This window comes from Sphingomonas sp. STIS6.2 (genome assembly GCF_000732685.2).
GTDB lineage: Bacteria > Pseudomonadota > Alphaproteobacteria > Sphingomonadales > Sphingomonadaceae > Sphingomonas > Sphingomonas aerolata.
Window position 1 is genome coordinate 1 of record NZ_JPDP02000062.1, and the last position, 16,452, is coordinate 16,452.

Here is a 16,452-nt window from a genome sequence, read left to right on the forward strand (position 1 = left end):
GTCGACGCCGGCCGGATAATCGAGCGCGCCGGCACTGTTGATTTCGTTGCCGACCTCGATCGCCACGACACAGGATCCGAACCGCGTCAGCAGCGCGGCGATATAATTCGCATAGGCGGTCCGGCCCGCCGCGGACGACACCATCCGCCCGCCGTCGTAGAGCGCGTTCTTGGGCGTGATCGTGAGCGTCAGCGCACCGCCGCGTCCGCAAAATGTGGCGAGCGTCTGAACCGGGGTACCGGAAAAGTCGTACACGCCCGCCGTCCGCTCGACACTGGCCCAGTTGACCGTATCGCGCACGGATTTGGTCGCGAGCGGCGTCGTGAGATCGAGCCACGCCGGGCTCCATCCCTGGCTGAAATGAGTCTGCACGCCGAACGCGAACCCGGTCTCGCTCGGCAGAACGCTCGTCGCCGCAGTGCCGGTCGTCACGCCCGGGGCCTGCTGGCCACTCGCCGGTTGAGACGCCGTCGCGGATGTCGAGACGACCGTGATCGCCGGGTCGGACGCAGATGCGCCGCTCGCGCCGATCGCAAATGCCGTGACCCCGTACAACAACGTTGCCGCTGCCAGACCGGCCGCTAGTTTCGCCTGCATTCGAACGCCCCCCGCGCCAAACATGCCCGTCGCCCTCACGACGAGTCGCCGCACTTTTCCTACCCCACTTGTAGAACAGATGAGTCTAAAATGGATGAAGTCGGCATTTTTTGGATTGAATATCGCATTCTTGCAGTACTGCTAAATAATAAGGCTGCCAAACTACTGGCAAACAGCAGTTTTGCCAATCTAAGTACTGGTATCTCAAGATCGGTGGTCAGAGCCAGCCAACGACCAGTCCGAGCAGCACCCAGGCACCGACCCCGCACCCGACCATGACGACGGCGCGCACGGGTCGCGGCCAGGGTGTGATGTCGGGCAGGGACTCAGCCACGGGTGCATCGTGCGCCGCCGGGTCCTTTTCGAACATCGCATGGACGATCGTCTCGCCGGAAAAGGCCTTTGCGAACGTCTCTGCCGGAATGGGCACCGCGAAGACACATCCATAGCCGCCAGGTGCGAGACGGACGACGTCTGCTTCGACGGTAGCGCCGCCGCCGCTCAGTGCGAGACGCAGGCGCGTCCCCACGGTCATCGGGATCGAGGACCGCAGACGGCACCCTGTCGTCGAGAAATCCTCGACGATCACGTCATGCGCGACACCCGGCATGAGCCGCAAGGTGCTGTCGGCGGAGACGACGCGCCGTGTGGCACGGCTTTCGCGCATCGTCAGCGCATCGATGGGCATGATCTGCATGGTTGCGGTGAGTGACATCGGTCCTCCAGGTTAAGGGCCGTATAAGTCGCGGCTCTTAACACAAGATTATCAGCGCAGTCCGGCATCATCATTTTTGCAGTTAACCCCCGAACAAATGCCTTTATACAGATGCTTAGCAACTCAGCATTTGTTTTCTTAAACAATAACCTCAGGGAATAACGCTGAAACGTCCAATAATGGCCCGTCTCATTGCTGATCATTGCACACTGCCTTAAGCGTAAAGACTATATGGTGTGCCGATGACAGATACCCCAAGCTCCCCGATCGACGCGCATCGGCATGACATTGCCAGGATCGATCCGACGGCCTGTGACGCCGCTTCTGGGATCGCGCTGCGCATCACGACGGTACGGGCATGACCTTGTGAATTGGCAGGAAGCACGGGCCTTCGTCATCGCATTCTGCCTGTTCAAGCCGCACGCGTCGCTCGTGACGGGCCTGCTCGTCGCGATTGCCGGCCTGGTCGAGGCGCTTGGCCTCGTCCTCATCATTCCACTTCTCCAGATTGCCGGGGGGACGGGCGCTCGCGGACACTGGTCCACACTGCTCGCCCGGCTGCATATCGACAGCCGCTCGGAGCAGATCACGCTCGTGCTCTCGGCCTTTGCCGTGCTCATGCTCGTGCGCGCCGCGCTGATCTCGATCCGGCAGAGCGCGGTCATCCGGCTGGAGCTGGAATTCCTGTCCTCGCTGCAGATCAGGCTGATCGAACGCCTGGGGGCAGCACCCTGGAGTGCGATTGTCGGGCTGCGGCATGCCCGGGTCAATCGTATCCTCAGCAGCGACATCCAGCGGCTCGGCCAGGCTGCGATCGGGCTCGTCCAGTCCATCGTGGCGGCGATCACATTAACGGTGCAACTGACCATCTCGATGCTGCTCAGCCCGCTGCTCACGCTGCTCGCGGTCCTGTTCGTCGCGACGGGCGCGCTGCTCAGTGCCCCCTTGTTCCGCGCCGCCAGACAGGTCGGCGACAGCGTGACCGATGCCAACCTGATGATGGTGAACGAAGTCGGCCAGTTTCTCGGGGCGCTCAAGCTCGCAATGAGCCAGAATCTGGCCCCCCGGTTCGTCGCCGATTTTTCGGGCGCCATGACCGACATGGTCCAGGCCGAGCTGGCTTTCGTCGCGCGGGAAAACCGATCGCGGCTCCGCATGACGGTGGCGGGCATCGTGATGGCGGGCGGGATCGCCGGGATCGGACTGGGCTTGGTCGCAGTCCCCGTCCCGACGCTGGTCGCGCTGCTGCTGATCCTGTCGCGGATGGCCGGACCGGCGCAGGCGCTACAGACCCAGGCGCTTGAGGTCGTTCGCGCGCTGCCGGCCTATGCTCAGATTCGCGAGCTGGAGGCCGAACTCGCCAGCGATCGCGGTCTTGCGACCGACGCGATCCTGCCGGCGCTGGAGGTCCTGTCGTTCGACCGGGTCGGCTATCGTCACCCGCGCGGGGCCGACGGCGCGGGTTCCGGCGTCGACGCGCTCGATCTGGAACTCCGGCGCGGCGAGTTTCTGGGCGTTGCGGGGCGATCGGGCGCGGGCAAGACCAGTTTCGCGGACCTGCTCGTTGGCCTCTACCGCCCGCAGGCGGGGCGCATCCTGCTCAACGGCACCCCCGTCACGCTGGCGAACCACAGCGCCTGGCGCGACCGGCTCGCCTATGTCGCGCAGGATCCGTTCATGCGCCATGCGAGCATTCGCGAGAACCTGCTCTGGTCCAACCCGGGCGCGAGCGATGCGGCGATCGCCCGGGCGCTATGGATCGCCGACGCGGACGACCTGCTCGCACGACTGCCCGAGGGGCTCGCCACCTGGGTCGGCGAACGCGGCAGCCTGATCTCCGGGGGCGAGCGCCAGCGGCTAGCACTCGCCCGCGCAGTGTTGCGCGATCCACAATTGCTGATCCTCGACGAGGCCACCAACGCGATCGACATCGACGGTGAACAGATCATTCTTCACCGGCTGCGCGAGGCGTGTCCCGACACGACCATCCTGATGATCGCGCACCGGCTCGAAAGCCTGCGCCGGTGTGACCGGATCCTCCTGTTCGATGCCGGGCGCGTCGTTGCACAGGGATCGTTCGAAACGATGCGATCGCGGCTCGTCGCGGTCGAGCGCGACGATGCGACCGCCGCGGCGCCGCATGCCGGACAGACGCAGGGGGCATCGTGAATTTCTATCGCGCGTTCGGACTGGTGTTCCGCTCGGACATCCCGCTCGGGTCGCTTGCCGCGAACCGCATCGCGGCGCAGCAGCCCGATGTCGATATCCGACGCGGCACCCCGGCACGCCCCGATCCGGGGGTCGCGGTCGACGATATGCGGGTCGAGATCAACGCCGACTCGTCGCGCTTGTCGGTGCCCGAGTGCGGCTGGTTCGACGTGACGGGGGGTGCGCGCATCATCTACGAGGCGCGCGCCGGCATCCCGGCAGAACACATGCCGCCCTATCTCCTGGGAACCGCGCTGGGGGCGCTGCTCCATCAGCGCGCGCTGCTGCCGCTGCATTGCAACGCGATCGTCCACGACGGCAGGGCCTATCTGTTCTGCGGGGATTCCGGCGCAGGCAAGTCGACGCTGGCCGCGGTGTTCGAAGCGCGCGGCTATCCCCTCCTCACCGACGATCTGTGCGCGATCGCAGCGGATGCGGAGGGCCGGTTTTCGGCCACCCCGGGAATCCCACGGCTCAAGCTCTGGATCGAATCGCTTACCGCACTCGGCCGCGAAGGCGCGGCGGTCACCCGCATTCCCTGGTATGAGGACAAGTTCGAGGTCGCGATGTCGCGCGCCGCCGAGGATCGCCGCTATCCCGTCGCCGCCATCTATCATCTGCGTCAGGCCGGCGAGGATGCGCCGCCGGGCATCCACCGACTGCAGGGGCTCGAGGCTGCCAATGCGGTGACGGCAAACATCTATCGCCGCCGCATCGCCGACCTCCTTGGCCGCGCGCCCGGATATCTGGCGGAATCGATGGCGCTGATCCGCACCGTTCCCATTTTCCGGTTTAATCGACGATGGGGGCTGGAGAACGTTGTCGAAGATGCCGCCCTTGCCGAAGCCCATCTAATCAGCGTCAAGGTGACCCAATAAGGGACGCAATGCTACCATTGTAAGCAAAACGGTTACGATGATTTCGATGATCTGTGCGACGACCGGGTAACAAGAAGTATTGGCTTAAACCGTATTGAAATACGATCTTCAGGAATTAGTCATGACACAGCATCGCAAAACATGGCAGCGTCCAGTACTTGTTCGCATGGATGCCGCCGACGCCGATAGCGCATCGCTGATGTATAATCGCGATTATTATCACCGCCAGATGGGCCCGTCCTGATTCCACAGTCCCGGCGGGTCGACGAAGCGCACCGGGGCGCGTCGACCTCGGGAACGCAGTCACGATCATAGCGGTGCCGCGCCCAGAAATGTGCGGTCACCCAGCTACGAACTACGCTAACTCGCATTCCGGTTCGATAATGACGGTGCATGATTCCGCTAACTTTCACAGCCGCTCGATCACGACACCGGGATTTTTCAAGCAAATCCGGTTGGTTCACGGGTGACGAATCACCACGATCATTCATGCGATCCGCCAATTTTCAAATGGTAAGGAAAACTATTCACGCATTTTGGCCTTTTCATGCAATTATTGCGAAAGCCAGAAGCTGATCGACATGCCGCCGATACAGCGAATGCTACAAGGGGTATCGAAATGGTCAAGACTCGCAAGACATGGCAGCGCCCTGCACTTGTTCGCATGGACGCAGCAGATGCCGAGAATTTCGGACAGGCCTATAACCGCGACCAGTTTCGTCGTCAGATGGGCCCATCCTGATCTTCAGGCCTGAATAGGCACGGGAAATCGCGCGGCGGTAATGCCGCGCGATTTTTTGTTGGGCATCGATCGGCCCGCCAGGCGCGCCGCCTCCGCGGACGGCCTGCGAAACGCTTCAAAAAGCATGGGAATTCTGTTTGGCGCGTGCAGATTTGGATACGCCGGTCCGCCGCAGCACATCGGCGGCAACGGCGGAGATTGACGGGCAACTGGTCGCGCTCGATATCAACAAGGGCGTTTGCTACGGCCTCAACGAGGTCGGTACGCGCATCTGGGGCCTGATCGAATCCCCCATGTCTGCGCGAGCGATCAGCGCGATTCTCGTGGACGAATATGACGTCGACCAGGCGACCGCCGAGGAGCAGACGCTCGATCTGATCCTCGAGCTGCTCGCGACGGAGTTGGCGATATCCGCCTGATCCGCGGAGGCACGCGCATCGATCGGGAGCGCATGGCGTGACAGCGATCTATGGCCTGACGCACTGGTCCGACCGGGACGTCGATGCCGATGCCGACCGCATGGGTACGGTGCTGGCCCGCTATGGCCGCGACGCGCACGAAACCTGGCGGGGAGGGACGATCGCGCTGGGCGCGCGTCACGCCTTCCTGCTCGACGAGGACCGGTTCGTCGCCCCGATCCATGCCCGCGACCGCCGCTACGCCGTGGTTGCGGACGTGCATCTTACCGAGCGTGCGGAGCTGGAACGCGAACTCGGCCATTCGGGCGGGTCGGCGGCAGCGCTGTCCGATGCGATGCTGGTCGCCGATGCGATCGAACATTGGGGCGAGGACGCGTTCGACCGCCTCTATGGCTGGTTCGCGATCGCCGCCTGGGACACGCAGGACCAGCGGCTGCTGCTCGCGCGCGACTTCATCGGCAAACGCCCGCTTTATTATCTGCGCGCCGAGGACGGCACGCTCGCCTTTGCCTCGATGCCCGACGCGCTGCACGCGCTCGGCATCGTCCCACGCGCGGCGGACGAGGACCAATATCTACGCCTGTTCCGCCGCGCGCCGCTTTCGCCGGATCGCACGCCGATGGCCGGTATCTCGCGCATCATGCCGGGATATTATGGCGTCTTCACCGCGCAAGGGGCGACGACGCACGCCTATTGGAAACCTGATCTGACGCCGTTGCGACGCCAGACGCAGCGCGACTATGAGACCCAGATGCTCACCCGGCTCGACGCCGCGGTCACGGCGACGCTGCGCGGCGCGGGCGACGAGATCGCCGCGCATCTCTCGGGCGGGTTCGATTCAACGACGGTGGTCGTGACGGCGGCGCGGCTGCTTGCGGATACGCCGAAGCGGATCGTCACCTATACCGCCGCCCCGCATCACAGGCCGCAGACCTACCAGACGCATCATTTCTCCGACGAGAGCGCGCTCGCCGCCGAAACCGCGGCGATGTATCCAAATGTCGAACATGTGGTGATCCGCAGCGACACCCCGACGCTCGCGGCGCTCGACCGCACCGTGGATCTCTATCCCGAGCCGATTCCCAATCTGTGCAACATGGTGTGGGTCGACGCGATCAACACGGCGGTGCAGCGCCGCAGCATCCGGATCCTGCTCGAAGGCACGATGGGCAATCTCTCGATCAGCGCATCGGGCGTCGCGGCGCTGCCGGCGCTGGCGCGACGCGGACGGTTGCTCGCCTGGGCGCGGCTCGGCCGGGCGCTGGTCCGGTCGGGGTGGATGCGCTGGCCGGGCGTCGGCTGGAACACGATCGGCCCGTTGTTGCCCGTATCGCTGTGGAAACGGGTGATGCGCGCGCGGGGCATCGTGATGCCGTCGGTGGCGACCGCCATCCCGCTGCTCCCTGAGACGCTTGCCCGGGTCGAGGCGCGCATCGCCGCAGAGAACCGGACGATCGACCCGGCGCATGCGGCGGACCTGTCCGACGCGATGCGGTACGGCACCGATCCTGTCGGCGCCAATCTGCGCATGGTGGCCGGCAATGAGGACGGCAGCTTTTTCAAGGCGATGCTGGCGGAGTTCAGGATCGACGTCCGCGATCCGCTTGCCGACCGACGCCTCGTCGAATGGGCGCTGCGCGTGCCGGTCGAACGCTGGGCCTGGGGCGGCGAGCCCCGCGCGATCCTGCGCGAGGCCATGCGGGGCAAGGCACCGCCGAGCGTGCTCGATACCCGGCTGCGCGGCTATCAGGGCGCCGACTGGCCCGTCGCGCTCGTCGCCTCGCGCGACCGGCTGCGCGACGAGATCGACCGGATGAAGATGTTCGAGCAGACCGCCGGGACGATGGATGTCGACCGGCTCCAGAAGCTGGTCGACGACATGCCGCCCGCCGATTCACCGCTCTGGACGGATATCGCCTATGAGATCGCCTATCGCGAGAATCTGCTGCACGCCGTCGCACTGGCCAGCCACATGCGTCGGACCGCCGGGAGCAATTATTGATGACCGCGGACGATCGTCTCGATCCGGGTATTCAGCGGCTGATCGCGGCGGTCGACGGCCGCCCCGATGCGATGGTCGCGCTGGCCCTGACTCTCCTGTTGCCCCGCGGCCTCGCGCAAACCGCGCGCCGGTTGTGCGACGCTGCGCTGGCGCTCGCCCCCGATGATCGCGAGATCGCAGCACAGGCGCGCCGGATTCGATCGGCCGGGGTCGGCAAATGGTATTTCACGATGGTGCAGGACGATGATCGCCACGCGCTCTACGCCGAGGCGCTGGGCCGCGTGATGCCCGCCGACGCGACGCTGCTCGATATCGGTGCCGGGACCGGCCTCTTCGCGATGATCGCGGCGCGGGCCGGTGCCGCGCGCGTCATCGCCTGCGAGCGGGATTCCGCGGTTGCCGCGGCCGCATCCGCGGTCGTCGCCAGAAACGGCTATGCGGACCGCGTGACGATCGTCGCGAAGGACGCGCGCGACCTGCAGATCGGAGTTGATCTGGCCGCCCCTGCGAATCTGCTGCTGTGGGATAATCTCGCGAACAACCTGATCGGTGCGGGCGGACTGAAGACGGTCAAGGATGCGCGCGCGCGCCTGCTCACGCGGGACGCGGTGATCATGCCGTACCGGGCCGAGATCATGGTCGGGCTCGCCACGCATCGTCGCCCCGCCGATTATGCGATGGGCATCGTCGACGGCTTCGACATGACCCCGTTCAACCAGCTCGCGGTCGCCCATGATACGCCAGACCGGGGGGCAATCGACCTTCGCTCGAACGGCGTCGCGATCTTCGACATGGACTTTACCGGCCCGCCGATCCCGGCGGCGCGCAACGCCGTCACGGTCCACGCCACCGCAGGTCGGGTGCACGGGATCGTCCAGTGGATCCGCTTCCATCTGACCGAGGGGATCGTCTACGACACGATCGATCCCGGCGTGCGGGCGTTCGAAACCGAGGTGACGCCGGTCGAGCCGTTCGACGTCACGGACGGGCAGGCGGTGGTGATATGCGGCCGGCACGACCGCGACGTGCCATGGTTCTGGCTGGAGGCGTGATCGTGCCACACCGCCAGGACGGATTCTGGACCAAGTTCGGCCGCTTTTCGTGGGAGGAGCGGTTCGCGCTTGCCGAGGCGACCATCCTGCTGACGGTCTCCGCACCGCTGATCCGCCACGCGGCGCTGCCCCGGCTCGGCCGGATTGCCTCGCGCCCGCTGCCCCGCCCGCTCCCGCCAGGGCCACGCCGGCGCGACCTGGCCGAGATCATCGCCTGGGCCGTCGATCGCGCGGCCAAGCGCAGCCGCCTGCGCGCGCTGTGTTTCGAGCGCGGGCTCACCGCACAGGTCATGCTGCGGCGGCGCGGGGTCGATTCGACGCTGTTCTATGGGATCCGCCCCGGTTCGACGATGCCGCTCGACGCGCATGTCTGGGTTCTCGATCAGGGATTTGACGTGACGGGCACGCCACCCGATGGAGGCTATGCGATCCTGGCGTCGTTTCCGCCGGGACGTGAGGCCAGCGGATTTCGGCCGTGCTGAACCTCGACGCACTGCTCGACGGCGATGCCCAGATCGCCACCCCGGAATTTGCGCTCGTCGTAGCAGCGACGCGGTGGCCGCATGATCCGCGCTGGGCAGCACGAATTCGCGATCTGGCGTCACGGGTCACCGATTGGCCGCGCGTCGCGGCGATCGTCGAGCGCCACCGCGTTGCCGGCCTGTTTGCGGCAGGCCTGAACGATGCGGGCCTGCCAGACATCGATGCCGGGACCGACGCTCGCGCCGCGATCGGGGCGCTCGCGCGGGACAGCGCGGTGCAGGAGCTGCAATCCGTCTTCGAAACGCTTCACCTTGTTCGTGCGCTGGAGGGGGCCGGCATTCCCGTCCGGGTGCTGAAGGGCGCGACTGCGGCGATGCTCGCCTTTGGCCGCTACGGTGTCCGCTACAGCATGGACATCGATCTGATCGTCGCCAAGGACCAGGTCGCGCACGCCGCCAGCCTGCTCGACGCGCGGGGCTATGTGCGGATCGCGCCGGCGGCCGATGCGAGCGCGGCGACGATGCGGGCGCGGATGGCGCGCTACAAGGATCTCGCATTCGAACATCCGGATTCGGGGCTGATGGTCGAGCTGCACTGGCGCCTGTTCCAGAATCCCTATCTGCTGCGCGGCGATGATCTCGATGCGCGCGAGCCGATGCAGCTCGTGCCGGGCGCCAGCGTGGCGGTTCTCCCGCGCGCGCCCGCGATCCTGTACCTGTTCGCGCATGGTACCGAACATGGCTGGGCGCGATTGAAATGGCTGGCCGATATCGGCGCGATCCTTGCCGCCGAGACGCCCGCCGACCTCGATCAATTCTATGCGCGTGCACAGAAGCGGGGGGCGGCACGACTGGTGGCGGCGGGACTTATTCTAAGCCACGCGCTGTATGAGACCGCGCTGCCCGGCGCGATCCGGGACGATCTGGCCCACGACTGGCGGCTTCGGTCGCTGGTGCGCACCGCTTATGCGAGCCTGATCGGCGACGAGGATGGCCGCGAACTCGAGCAGGTCGCGCATGCGACGACGCGCAAGAACCTCAGCCACTATCTGATCTCGCGCGATCCGCGTTTCGTGATCCACGAACTGCGCTACGATCTGCTCGACCGCAGTGCGGAGGGGCTGAAGGGCGGCTCGCGGCTAGGCCGAGTGTCGCGACGGCTTTGGGCACTGTCCGGCGGCCGACGCCATGCCCAAAATGGCTAGGGCTCGACGGATTTCACGATGGTCTCAAGCCACGATGATTAATGCACCCCTGATTTTGGTATTGCAGTTCATATGTCTGGGATGTTTTAGATCTCCAATATCTGTCAGTATATTGTGTAATTAGCAGACTTTATCACCATCTAGCGATTTGATTGATCATTTTTAGATTATATTTCCTCGCAACGCTGCTCTGATGTTGCACGCAGGATATTTCGTCGGTAGGTTTGATCCGATCGGCGCGATAAAGTCTGATTACTCATTTGCGCCAACCGTCGGGTCCCCGTCATAATCTGCTGTCAGCCTAGGAGGCGCTGCTTTGAAGGTCGCGCTTTTCAATGTGAAATACAGCCCGAATCTGGGCGATGGGCTGCTGTCCGAATGCACTGAGCTCGAATTGCACCGCGCCGGGATCGATGCGGTCTCGATCGATCTTGCCGGCAGGACGGGCTACGCGCCCGGTAATGCCAGCCGGGGCAGGATGCTCGCCGTGCTTGAGGGAATGCCCGCACCGCTGCGCCGCGTCGCGACCCGCACGATCCTCTCGGCGCTGGCGGCGATCCGGTTGCGCCCGGCGTTTCGCCGCCAGCTCGTCGATTGCGATGCAGTCGTCGTCGGCGGCGGCAATCTGTTCAGCGACAGCGATCTTAATTTCCCCGTCAAGATCCACGCCGCGCTGTCCGAAGCGGTGAACCTGCCGGCCGCGGTCTTTGCGGTCGGCGTGGCGCGGAACTGGTCCGCGACCGGTAGGCGATTGTTCGCCGACGGATTGCGGAATGCCACGATGGTCTATGCAACGGTGCGTGACGAACGATCGCGAGAGATCTGGGACGACCTCCTTCCCGCACCGATCCCCCGCGCGGGGCTGGTTCGCGACCCGGGTCTGCTGGCCAGCCGGCACTATCCGCGAGGCCCCGCCTCCGCCGATCGCCGTAGCGTCGGGCTGTGCATCACCGATCCGCTCGCGCTGCGCTATCACGGCCATGACACGGATGCCGGAGACATGGCGCACTGGTATGGTGGCGTCGCGACGGCGCTTGCCCAGGCGGGATGGACCGTCGGGCTGTTCACCAACGGCAGCCCCGAAGACCGGGCGTATCTCAATCGCAACGCGGCAGACTGGATCGCGGCAGCCGCGCCGACCCACATCACCCGCATCGCCGATTTCGCCACGCCCGGTGACCTCGCCACGTTCATCTCGAGCTGCGACCTGATGGTTGCGCACCGCATGCACGCCTGCATCGCCGCGCATTCCTTCGCGGTCCCGACGATCCTGCTCAAATGGGACCCGAAGCTGGAAAGCTTTGCCGAGATTGCGGGCCGATCGGCCTATTTCGTCGACCCCGCGACGATCACGCCGACCGCGCTGGCCGAGCTGGCCGCACGAGCCGAGCAGGCCGGGGTCGATCGGGCCGCGTGCACGGCATTGATCGATGCGGCGGCCAGCGACGTTGCGGCGCTTGCCCGCGCACTCAGGGCGGCGGTCGCGGCGCGTTCATGATCGATCATATCGTCGTCATCAACGACCTGTCGGTACCCAAGGGCGGGGCGACCGCACTCGCGCTAGCGTCCGCATCGGCGTTCCGCGCACGCGGCTACCGCGTCACCTTCATCACCGGCGATGATGGCGACAACCCGGCGCTTCGCGACCAGGGTGTCGAGATCGTCGCACTGGGAAGCAAGCGGCTGCTGTCGGGCGGCGCGCTCACCGCGCTGACCCGAGGCGTCTATAATCGCGCGGCTGCCGACATGGTCGCGCGCTGGATCGCCGCGAATGATCGCCCGTCGACGGTGTATCATGTGCATGGCTGGGCACAGATCCTGTCGCCCTCGCTGTTCGCCGCGATCGCGCCGGTGCGGGCGCGGCTCGTCTATTCGGCGCATGATTTCTTCCTGGCCTGTCCAAACGGCGCGTTCGCGTTTCTGAAGACCGGCGCGGTCTGCACGCTGACGCCGATGTCACCCGGCTGCATCGGCGCGAACTGCGATCGTCGCAGTTACGCGCACAAGCTCTGGCGGGTCGGTCGGCAGGCGGTGCAACGCCATCATTATGATCCGCGCCAATCGCCGCCCGTTCTGGCGATCCACGAATCGATGCGCCCGTATTTGATGCGCGCGGGCATTCCGGACGCGGCGATCGAAGCGCTGCCCAATCCGGTCGTGCCCTGGTGCACCACCCGGGTCGAGGCCGAACGCAACGCCGAAATCCTGTTCATCGGCCGCCTCGAAGCGACCAAGGGTCCCGATCTCGCCGCCGCGGCGGCGCGGGCGGCGGGGTGCACCTTGCGTGTGATCGGTGACGGCGTCCTGCGCGAGTCGTTACAAGCCAGCTACCCCGAAATGCCGTTCATGGGCCAGCAACCGCCGGCGGCGATCCGCGGCTATGCGGAACGCGCGCGGATGCTCGTCATGCCGAGCCGCTATCCCGAGCCCTATGGGTTGGTCGCGGCGGAGGCGCTGTGGAGCGGCCTGCCCGTCATCATCACCGATACCGCCTTCCTCGCAGACGATATCGTCGCGGCGGGCGCCGGGCTGGCGGTCGAACCGCGCGACACGCTCGCGTTTGCCGCCGCGATCCGGCTGATTGCCGAAGATGATGCGCTCGCACGCCGGATGAGCGAGGCGGCCTATGGCCACACCCGCGGGCTCGCGCTGACGCCCGACGCGTGGATCGACCGCCTGCTCGACGCCTATGCGCGTCGCCTGGCTATGGCAGCGTGACCGACGCCGGCGCGGGGAGCAGCAGCGGCAGCGGCAATGCGCCCCCGCGTGCACCCCGGCGGTCCGCCCGGGCGGTCCTGGCCGCGGTTGTCGTCGCATAGCCGGTCTTGACGACGCCCTTACCGTCGTCGGCCATAGTGGTTTTTCCGGCGCGGACGCTGCCGGCGCCACGGCGCTCGCTACCGGCAAGGACCCGATAGGGATTGGCGAGCGCCGTCGCGCGTAGCCGTTGCGCACGCATCGGCAGGATCGCCGCGCCCAAGGCCGCCATGCCATAGAGCAACCGCATCGCGTCGATCGAATGATGGAAAAACGCCGACCCCGCGAATTCGCCGAGCGTCAGGCCGATCGCGCCAAGCCCGGCAATATCCGCGCTGCGCACCATCGGCAGGCCGAGCAGCAGCAACAACGCCAGCGCATAGGCAAGGATCGCGCCGAGTGGAGCCGCGACCAGATCCGCGGCGGACAGAAGACCCGCCGCGACGACGAGCAGCACCAGGCCGCCGCGCGCGGCCATGACCACGTCTGCGCCGGTGATCCAGTGGGAGGGTCCTCGAATCATGGCAATAGCCATAACCGGGACACCTCAATTTCGGGTTAAACCCGTCGTGGATCGCGATCAGAAATAGCGTTCGCCGACGCGGATCGTATCGCCGGGCTGGACCTCGATCGGCTGCTCGCGAATGACGACGGTGCGCTCCTCGGTCGCCCGCGCGCGACGGATATAGATATGGTGCGATTGGCCCGATAGGAGAACCCGCCCGCGGCCGCGACCGCCTGCTCGATCGTCATGCCGTTCACGAACGGAAACTCGCCCGGCCGCGCGACTTCGCCCAGGATATAATAAGGGCGATAGTTGAGGACCTCGACGCTGACGTGCGGATTGTTGACATAGCCCTGGGCAAGGCTTGCCGTCACCGATTGCGACACCTGCTCGATCGTCTGGCCACCCGCCTTGATCGCGCCGATCAGCGGGAACGCCACGGTCCCCGACGGCGTGATGCTATATTCGCCGGTCAGATTGGGCTCGTTATACACCGTGATCCGCAACTTGTCGCCGGCACCCAGCCTGTATCCCTCAACGATCGCCATGTCGGACGCGGAAAGAACCGGCGGCTCCGCCTGCGTGCATCCGGTCGCCACCGCCAGGGATGCAATGATGACGGCCCGAAAATAGACTATAGGACGCATGATTTTCCCCAAACTATGATTGTCATGACTGTATCGGAATTGCCGACAAAGAGAAATACAGAGATATCAGCTTGGGATAACCGTCGCCGACAATGGCATGGCCGATTCCCGGCGATGGTATCGTCTTGATAGCCATACCCGAACCGGTCCATCATAATAGCGCATGGCGACAATCGAGGCGGCAATTACGATCACCAGGGATGCCACGATAATGGTCGCGGGCGCGAAACCCTGCCGCAACCCGATAAACGCGACTGACAACACTATCGGATAGTGAAGGATGTACAGCGGATAGGAGAGATCGCCCAGGAACGCTGCCACCCGCCGCCATCGGGGCGGCACCTCGAACCGGCTCCCCGCCCAGACGAGGAGCGGCCCGCCCGCCAGAACGAACGCGAGATCCCTCGCCAGCGACGCCGCACCGGTGAGCGGCAGCGCGAGGCAAAGCAGCAGCACCGCTGCCAGCGCCATGCTCGCCTTGGCCGATGGCCGCGCGGTGATCGCCGGCAATCGGGCCAGCAGCATCCCGATCGGAAAGCCGTACAACACCCGCGCCAGCCCGAACGGCAGTCGATCCGCGGTCGATCCGGCGATCAGCCGGTCGGTCCCGTAGAGCATGGGGCCCGCGACGATCACCACCGCCGCAGCGACCGCGAGCGCGACGATCCACAGGGTTCGGGCGCGGAACAGGATCCATGCGTAGAGCAGGTTGACGAACAGCTCGAACGACAGCGACCAGGCTGGCGCGTTCAGCGGAAACACACTGGGATAGGGAAGGAGATAGGGCAGCATCAGGAGGTTGCTGACCGTGGCGAGCACCAGCTGCCCGCCGTCGAGCGCAAACCGCGCGTGGAGATGCGACTGCGCCAGAACCTTGACCAGCCCCAGGCCTGCCCCGACCAGGAACAGCGGATAGAGCCGGATGAGCCGCATTCCCACGAACGGCCCGAACCGCATCGTCGTCGACAGGCGACGGTCATAGGCCGTGGCGATGACATAGCCGCTGAGCACGAAGAAGAAATCGACCGCCAGATACCCGCCGGGCATCAGCGGCACGAAGACGATATCGCCGACGTGCAGCGCGATCACCGCAATCGCGGCGAGCCCCCGCAGAAGATCGAGCAGCAACTTGCGGTCATGATCGGCCCCGGTGCGCGCGGCCGGGGTAAGGGCCGTCATCGTCGCACCGCCCGCTGCGCCGCAGAGGGGAATCGATTGCCGCGCAACGCGGCGCAGGGATGACGATCGACGTGGCGGCCGACACGCGTGCCGCGCCGCCGCGTACCCGCAATCGAACGCGTGATGATCGCCGTCATGATTCGCTTCGCCCTTCGGTTCGACAATGAGACGGCGACAGGATCAGGGATCCGTACGGCGTTGAGAACAGAAACTTTACTGCCAAAGTTCCAGACACAACCAGACCCGGCCTGCCCGACATCATGTGCTTTGACGACGGTATCTACGTTTTCTTCGGGCAAGACATCGCTATTCATGACCATTGTAAATAATCGCCGCTTTCATTGGAGCGAGGCGTTTCGGCCAGGGCCGAATGGCGATAGCATCGGGACTGCCGATGCCGACCCGGCCCCCGGTCCGCGGGAACGTCGCACCGCGGACGCAGGATGCCGATGCGGCCAGGCCGAAGAGCGCCCGGCTCGCAAAAACCCAAAGGGGTTCGGCGCGCACAACTCAAAGTCTTCCTATACAGTTCAGGTGCTTATCGGTGAAACACCCGCTCACCGCGGATCAGCAAGACCTAGCCCAGATTGCCGTCATCGTCTGGTATCATGTTCCGATCTAGCCCGAAGGCAGGACGTCTGATCATATGTCCCCTGACCTTATCCCGCCTTCACAGCCTCCCCATACACCCCCGCCTACATCATAAAATGTATTGAAGCCTGCTTCACAGGACGCATGTTACAGCATCTAATGTAAGATCAACTTTTTTACCAAACGAGACACCAACTGTAACTTGCATACAATAACGATCATTTGCCGCATCGACAGAATATTGTAGTTATACGGATGTTATGGGGCACGGCTTCTCCGATCCTGCCGAAGTTCGACACAAAGACGGCGGCGGGGCCGGGCAGAGCTCTTGGGGGGCGGCGTATTGGTTGAGCGTAAGAAGAGTGTCGCGCTGATCGCGCGGGCAGTGTGCGCAACGTTGCTCATTGGCGGCGGCGGCAGGGCCGGCAGTGCGTCGGCGCAGATGTCGGCGGGCCGGTTCGGCGCGCAGTCGG

At 65.1% G+C, this 16,452-nt stretch carries 16 protein-coding genes; 10 read left to right on the forward strand and 6 right to left on the reverse strand.

Going from position 1 to position 16,452, the window contains the following annotated elements:
• Both sphst_RS11010 and sphst_RS11015 read right to left on the reverse strand, forming a co-directional pair.
• On the reverse strand, positions 1-597 hold a 597-nt coding region (locus sphst_RS11010; protein WP_199848956.1), incomplete at its 3' end, for a hypothetical protein.
• A gap of 217 nt (positions 598-814) precedes the next feature.
• On the reverse strand, positions 815-1,312 hold the full coding sequence (locus tag sphst_RS11015) for a PilZ domain-containing protein (RefSeq protein WP_081877474.1): 498 nt from the start codon (positions 1,310-1,312) through the stop codon (positions 815-817).
• 366 nt (positions 1,313-1,678) lie between these two features.
• Between sphst_RS11015 and sphst_RS11020 the strand changes: the two genes are divergently transcribed.
• The 10 genes from sphst_RS11020 to sphst_RS11060 all read left to right on the forward strand — a co-directional run bounded on the left by sphst_RS11020 (position 1,679) and on the right by sphst_RS11060 (position 13,018).
• Complete coding sequence (locus sphst_RS11020) at positions 1,679-3,481, forward strand: ABC transporter ATP-binding protein (protein WP_031393481.1); 1,803 nt, start codon at positions 1,679-1,681, stop codon at positions 3,479-3,481.
• Entirely contained in the window at positions 3,478-4,398 is a 921-nt protein-coding gene (locus tag sphst_RS11025; protein ID WP_031393482.1) for a hypothetical protein, read from the forward strand. The genes sphst_RS11020 and sphst_RS11025 overlap by 4 nt, the downstream gene beginning before the upstream one ends.
• 121 nt (positions 4,399-4,519) lie before the next feature.
• Positions 4,520-4,642, forward strand: coding sequence for a hypothetical protein (locus sphst_RS21500; RefSeq protein WP_261362610.1), 123 nt, complete (start codon positions 4,520-4,522; stop codon positions 4,640-4,642).
• Between the two features lie 635 nt (positions 4,643-5,277).
• Positions 5,278-5,559, forward strand: coding sequence for a PqqD family peptide modification chaperone (locus tag sphst_RS11030; protein ID WP_043156544.1), 282 nt, complete (start codon positions 5,278-5,280; stop codon positions 5,557-5,559).
• Between the two features lie 37 nt (positions 5,560-5,596).
• The gene (locus sphst_RS11035) at positions 5,597-7,561 is read left to right on the forward strand and encodes an asparagine synthetase B family protein (RefSeq protein ID WP_056406540.1); all 1,965 of its coding nucleotides are present in this window, start codon (positions 5,597-5,599) and stop codon (positions 7,559-7,561) included.
• Positions 7,561-8,613, forward strand: a complete 1,053-nt coding sequence (locus sphst_RS11040; protein ID WP_056406543.1) for a 50S ribosomal protein L11 methyltransferase — start codon at positions 7,561-7,563, stop codon at positions 8,611-8,613. The genes sphst_RS11035 and sphst_RS11040 overlap by 1 nt, the downstream gene beginning before the upstream one ends.
• Complete coding sequence (locus sphst_RS11045; RefSeq protein WP_056406546.1) at positions 8,610-9,095, forward strand: lasso peptide biosynthesis B2 protein; 486 nt, start codon at positions 8,610-8,612, stop codon at positions 9,093-9,095. Before sphst_RS11040 ends, sphst_RS11045 begins: the two co-directional genes overlap by 4 nt.
• Entirely contained in the window at positions 9,089-10,300 is a 1,212-nt protein-coding gene (locus sphst_RS11050) for a nucleotidyltransferase domain-containing protein (protein WP_031395398.1), read from the forward strand. Before sphst_RS11045 ends, sphst_RS11050 begins: the two co-directional genes overlap by 7 nt.
• A 316-nt stretch (positions 10,301-10,616) precedes the next feature.
• Positions 10,617-11,798: a polysaccharide pyruvyl transferase family protein gene (locus sphst_RS11055; RefSeq protein WP_031395397.1), complete on the forward strand. Its 1,182-nt coding sequence runs from the start codon at positions 10,617-10,619 to the stop codon at positions 11,796-11,798.
• Positions 11,795-13,018 carry a glycosyltransferase family 4 protein gene (locus tag sphst_RS11060; RefSeq protein ID WP_031395396.1) on the forward strand — a complete coding sequence of 408 codons (1,224 nt, stop codon included), beginning with the start codon at positions 11,795-11,797 and terminating at the stop codon, positions 13,016-13,018. Before sphst_RS11055 ends, sphst_RS11060 begins: the two co-directional genes overlap by 4 nt.
• Here the strand turns inward: sphst_RS11060 and sphst_RS11065 are convergent.
• The 4 genes from sphst_RS11065 to sphst_RS20510 all read right to left on the reverse strand — a co-directional run bounded on the left by sphst_RS11065 (position 13,005) and on the right by sphst_RS20510 (position 15,702).
• Positions 13,005-13,580 carry a hypothetical protein gene (locus sphst_RS11065; protein WP_159043581.1) on the reverse strand — a complete coding sequence of 192 codons (576 nt, stop codon included), beginning with the start codon at positions 13,578-13,580 and terminating at the stop codon, positions 13,005-13,007. The genes sphst_RS11060 and sphst_RS11065 overlap by 14 nt on opposite strands.
• 35 nt (positions 13,581-13,615) lie before the next feature.
• A complete protein-coding gene (locus sphst_RS11070) occupies positions 13,616-14,209 on the reverse strand; it encodes a polysaccharide biosynthesis/export family protein (protein ID WP_234387584.1) in 594 nt (197 codons plus the stop codon).
• Positions 14,210-14,275: 66 nt separating this feature from the next.
• Positions 14,276-15,388, reverse strand: coding sequence for an acyltransferase family protein (locus sphst_RS11075; RefSeq protein ID WP_107045549.1), 1,113 nt, complete (start codon positions 15,386-15,388; stop codon positions 14,276-14,278).
• On the reverse strand, positions 15,385-15,702 hold the full coding sequence (locus sphst_RS20510; protein WP_159043582.1) for a hypothetical protein: 318 nt from the start codon (positions 15,700-15,702) through the stop codon (positions 15,385-15,387). Before sphst_RS20510 ends, sphst_RS11075 begins: the two co-directional genes overlap by 4 nt.
• Positions 15,703-16,452: the final 750 nt, after the last annotated feature.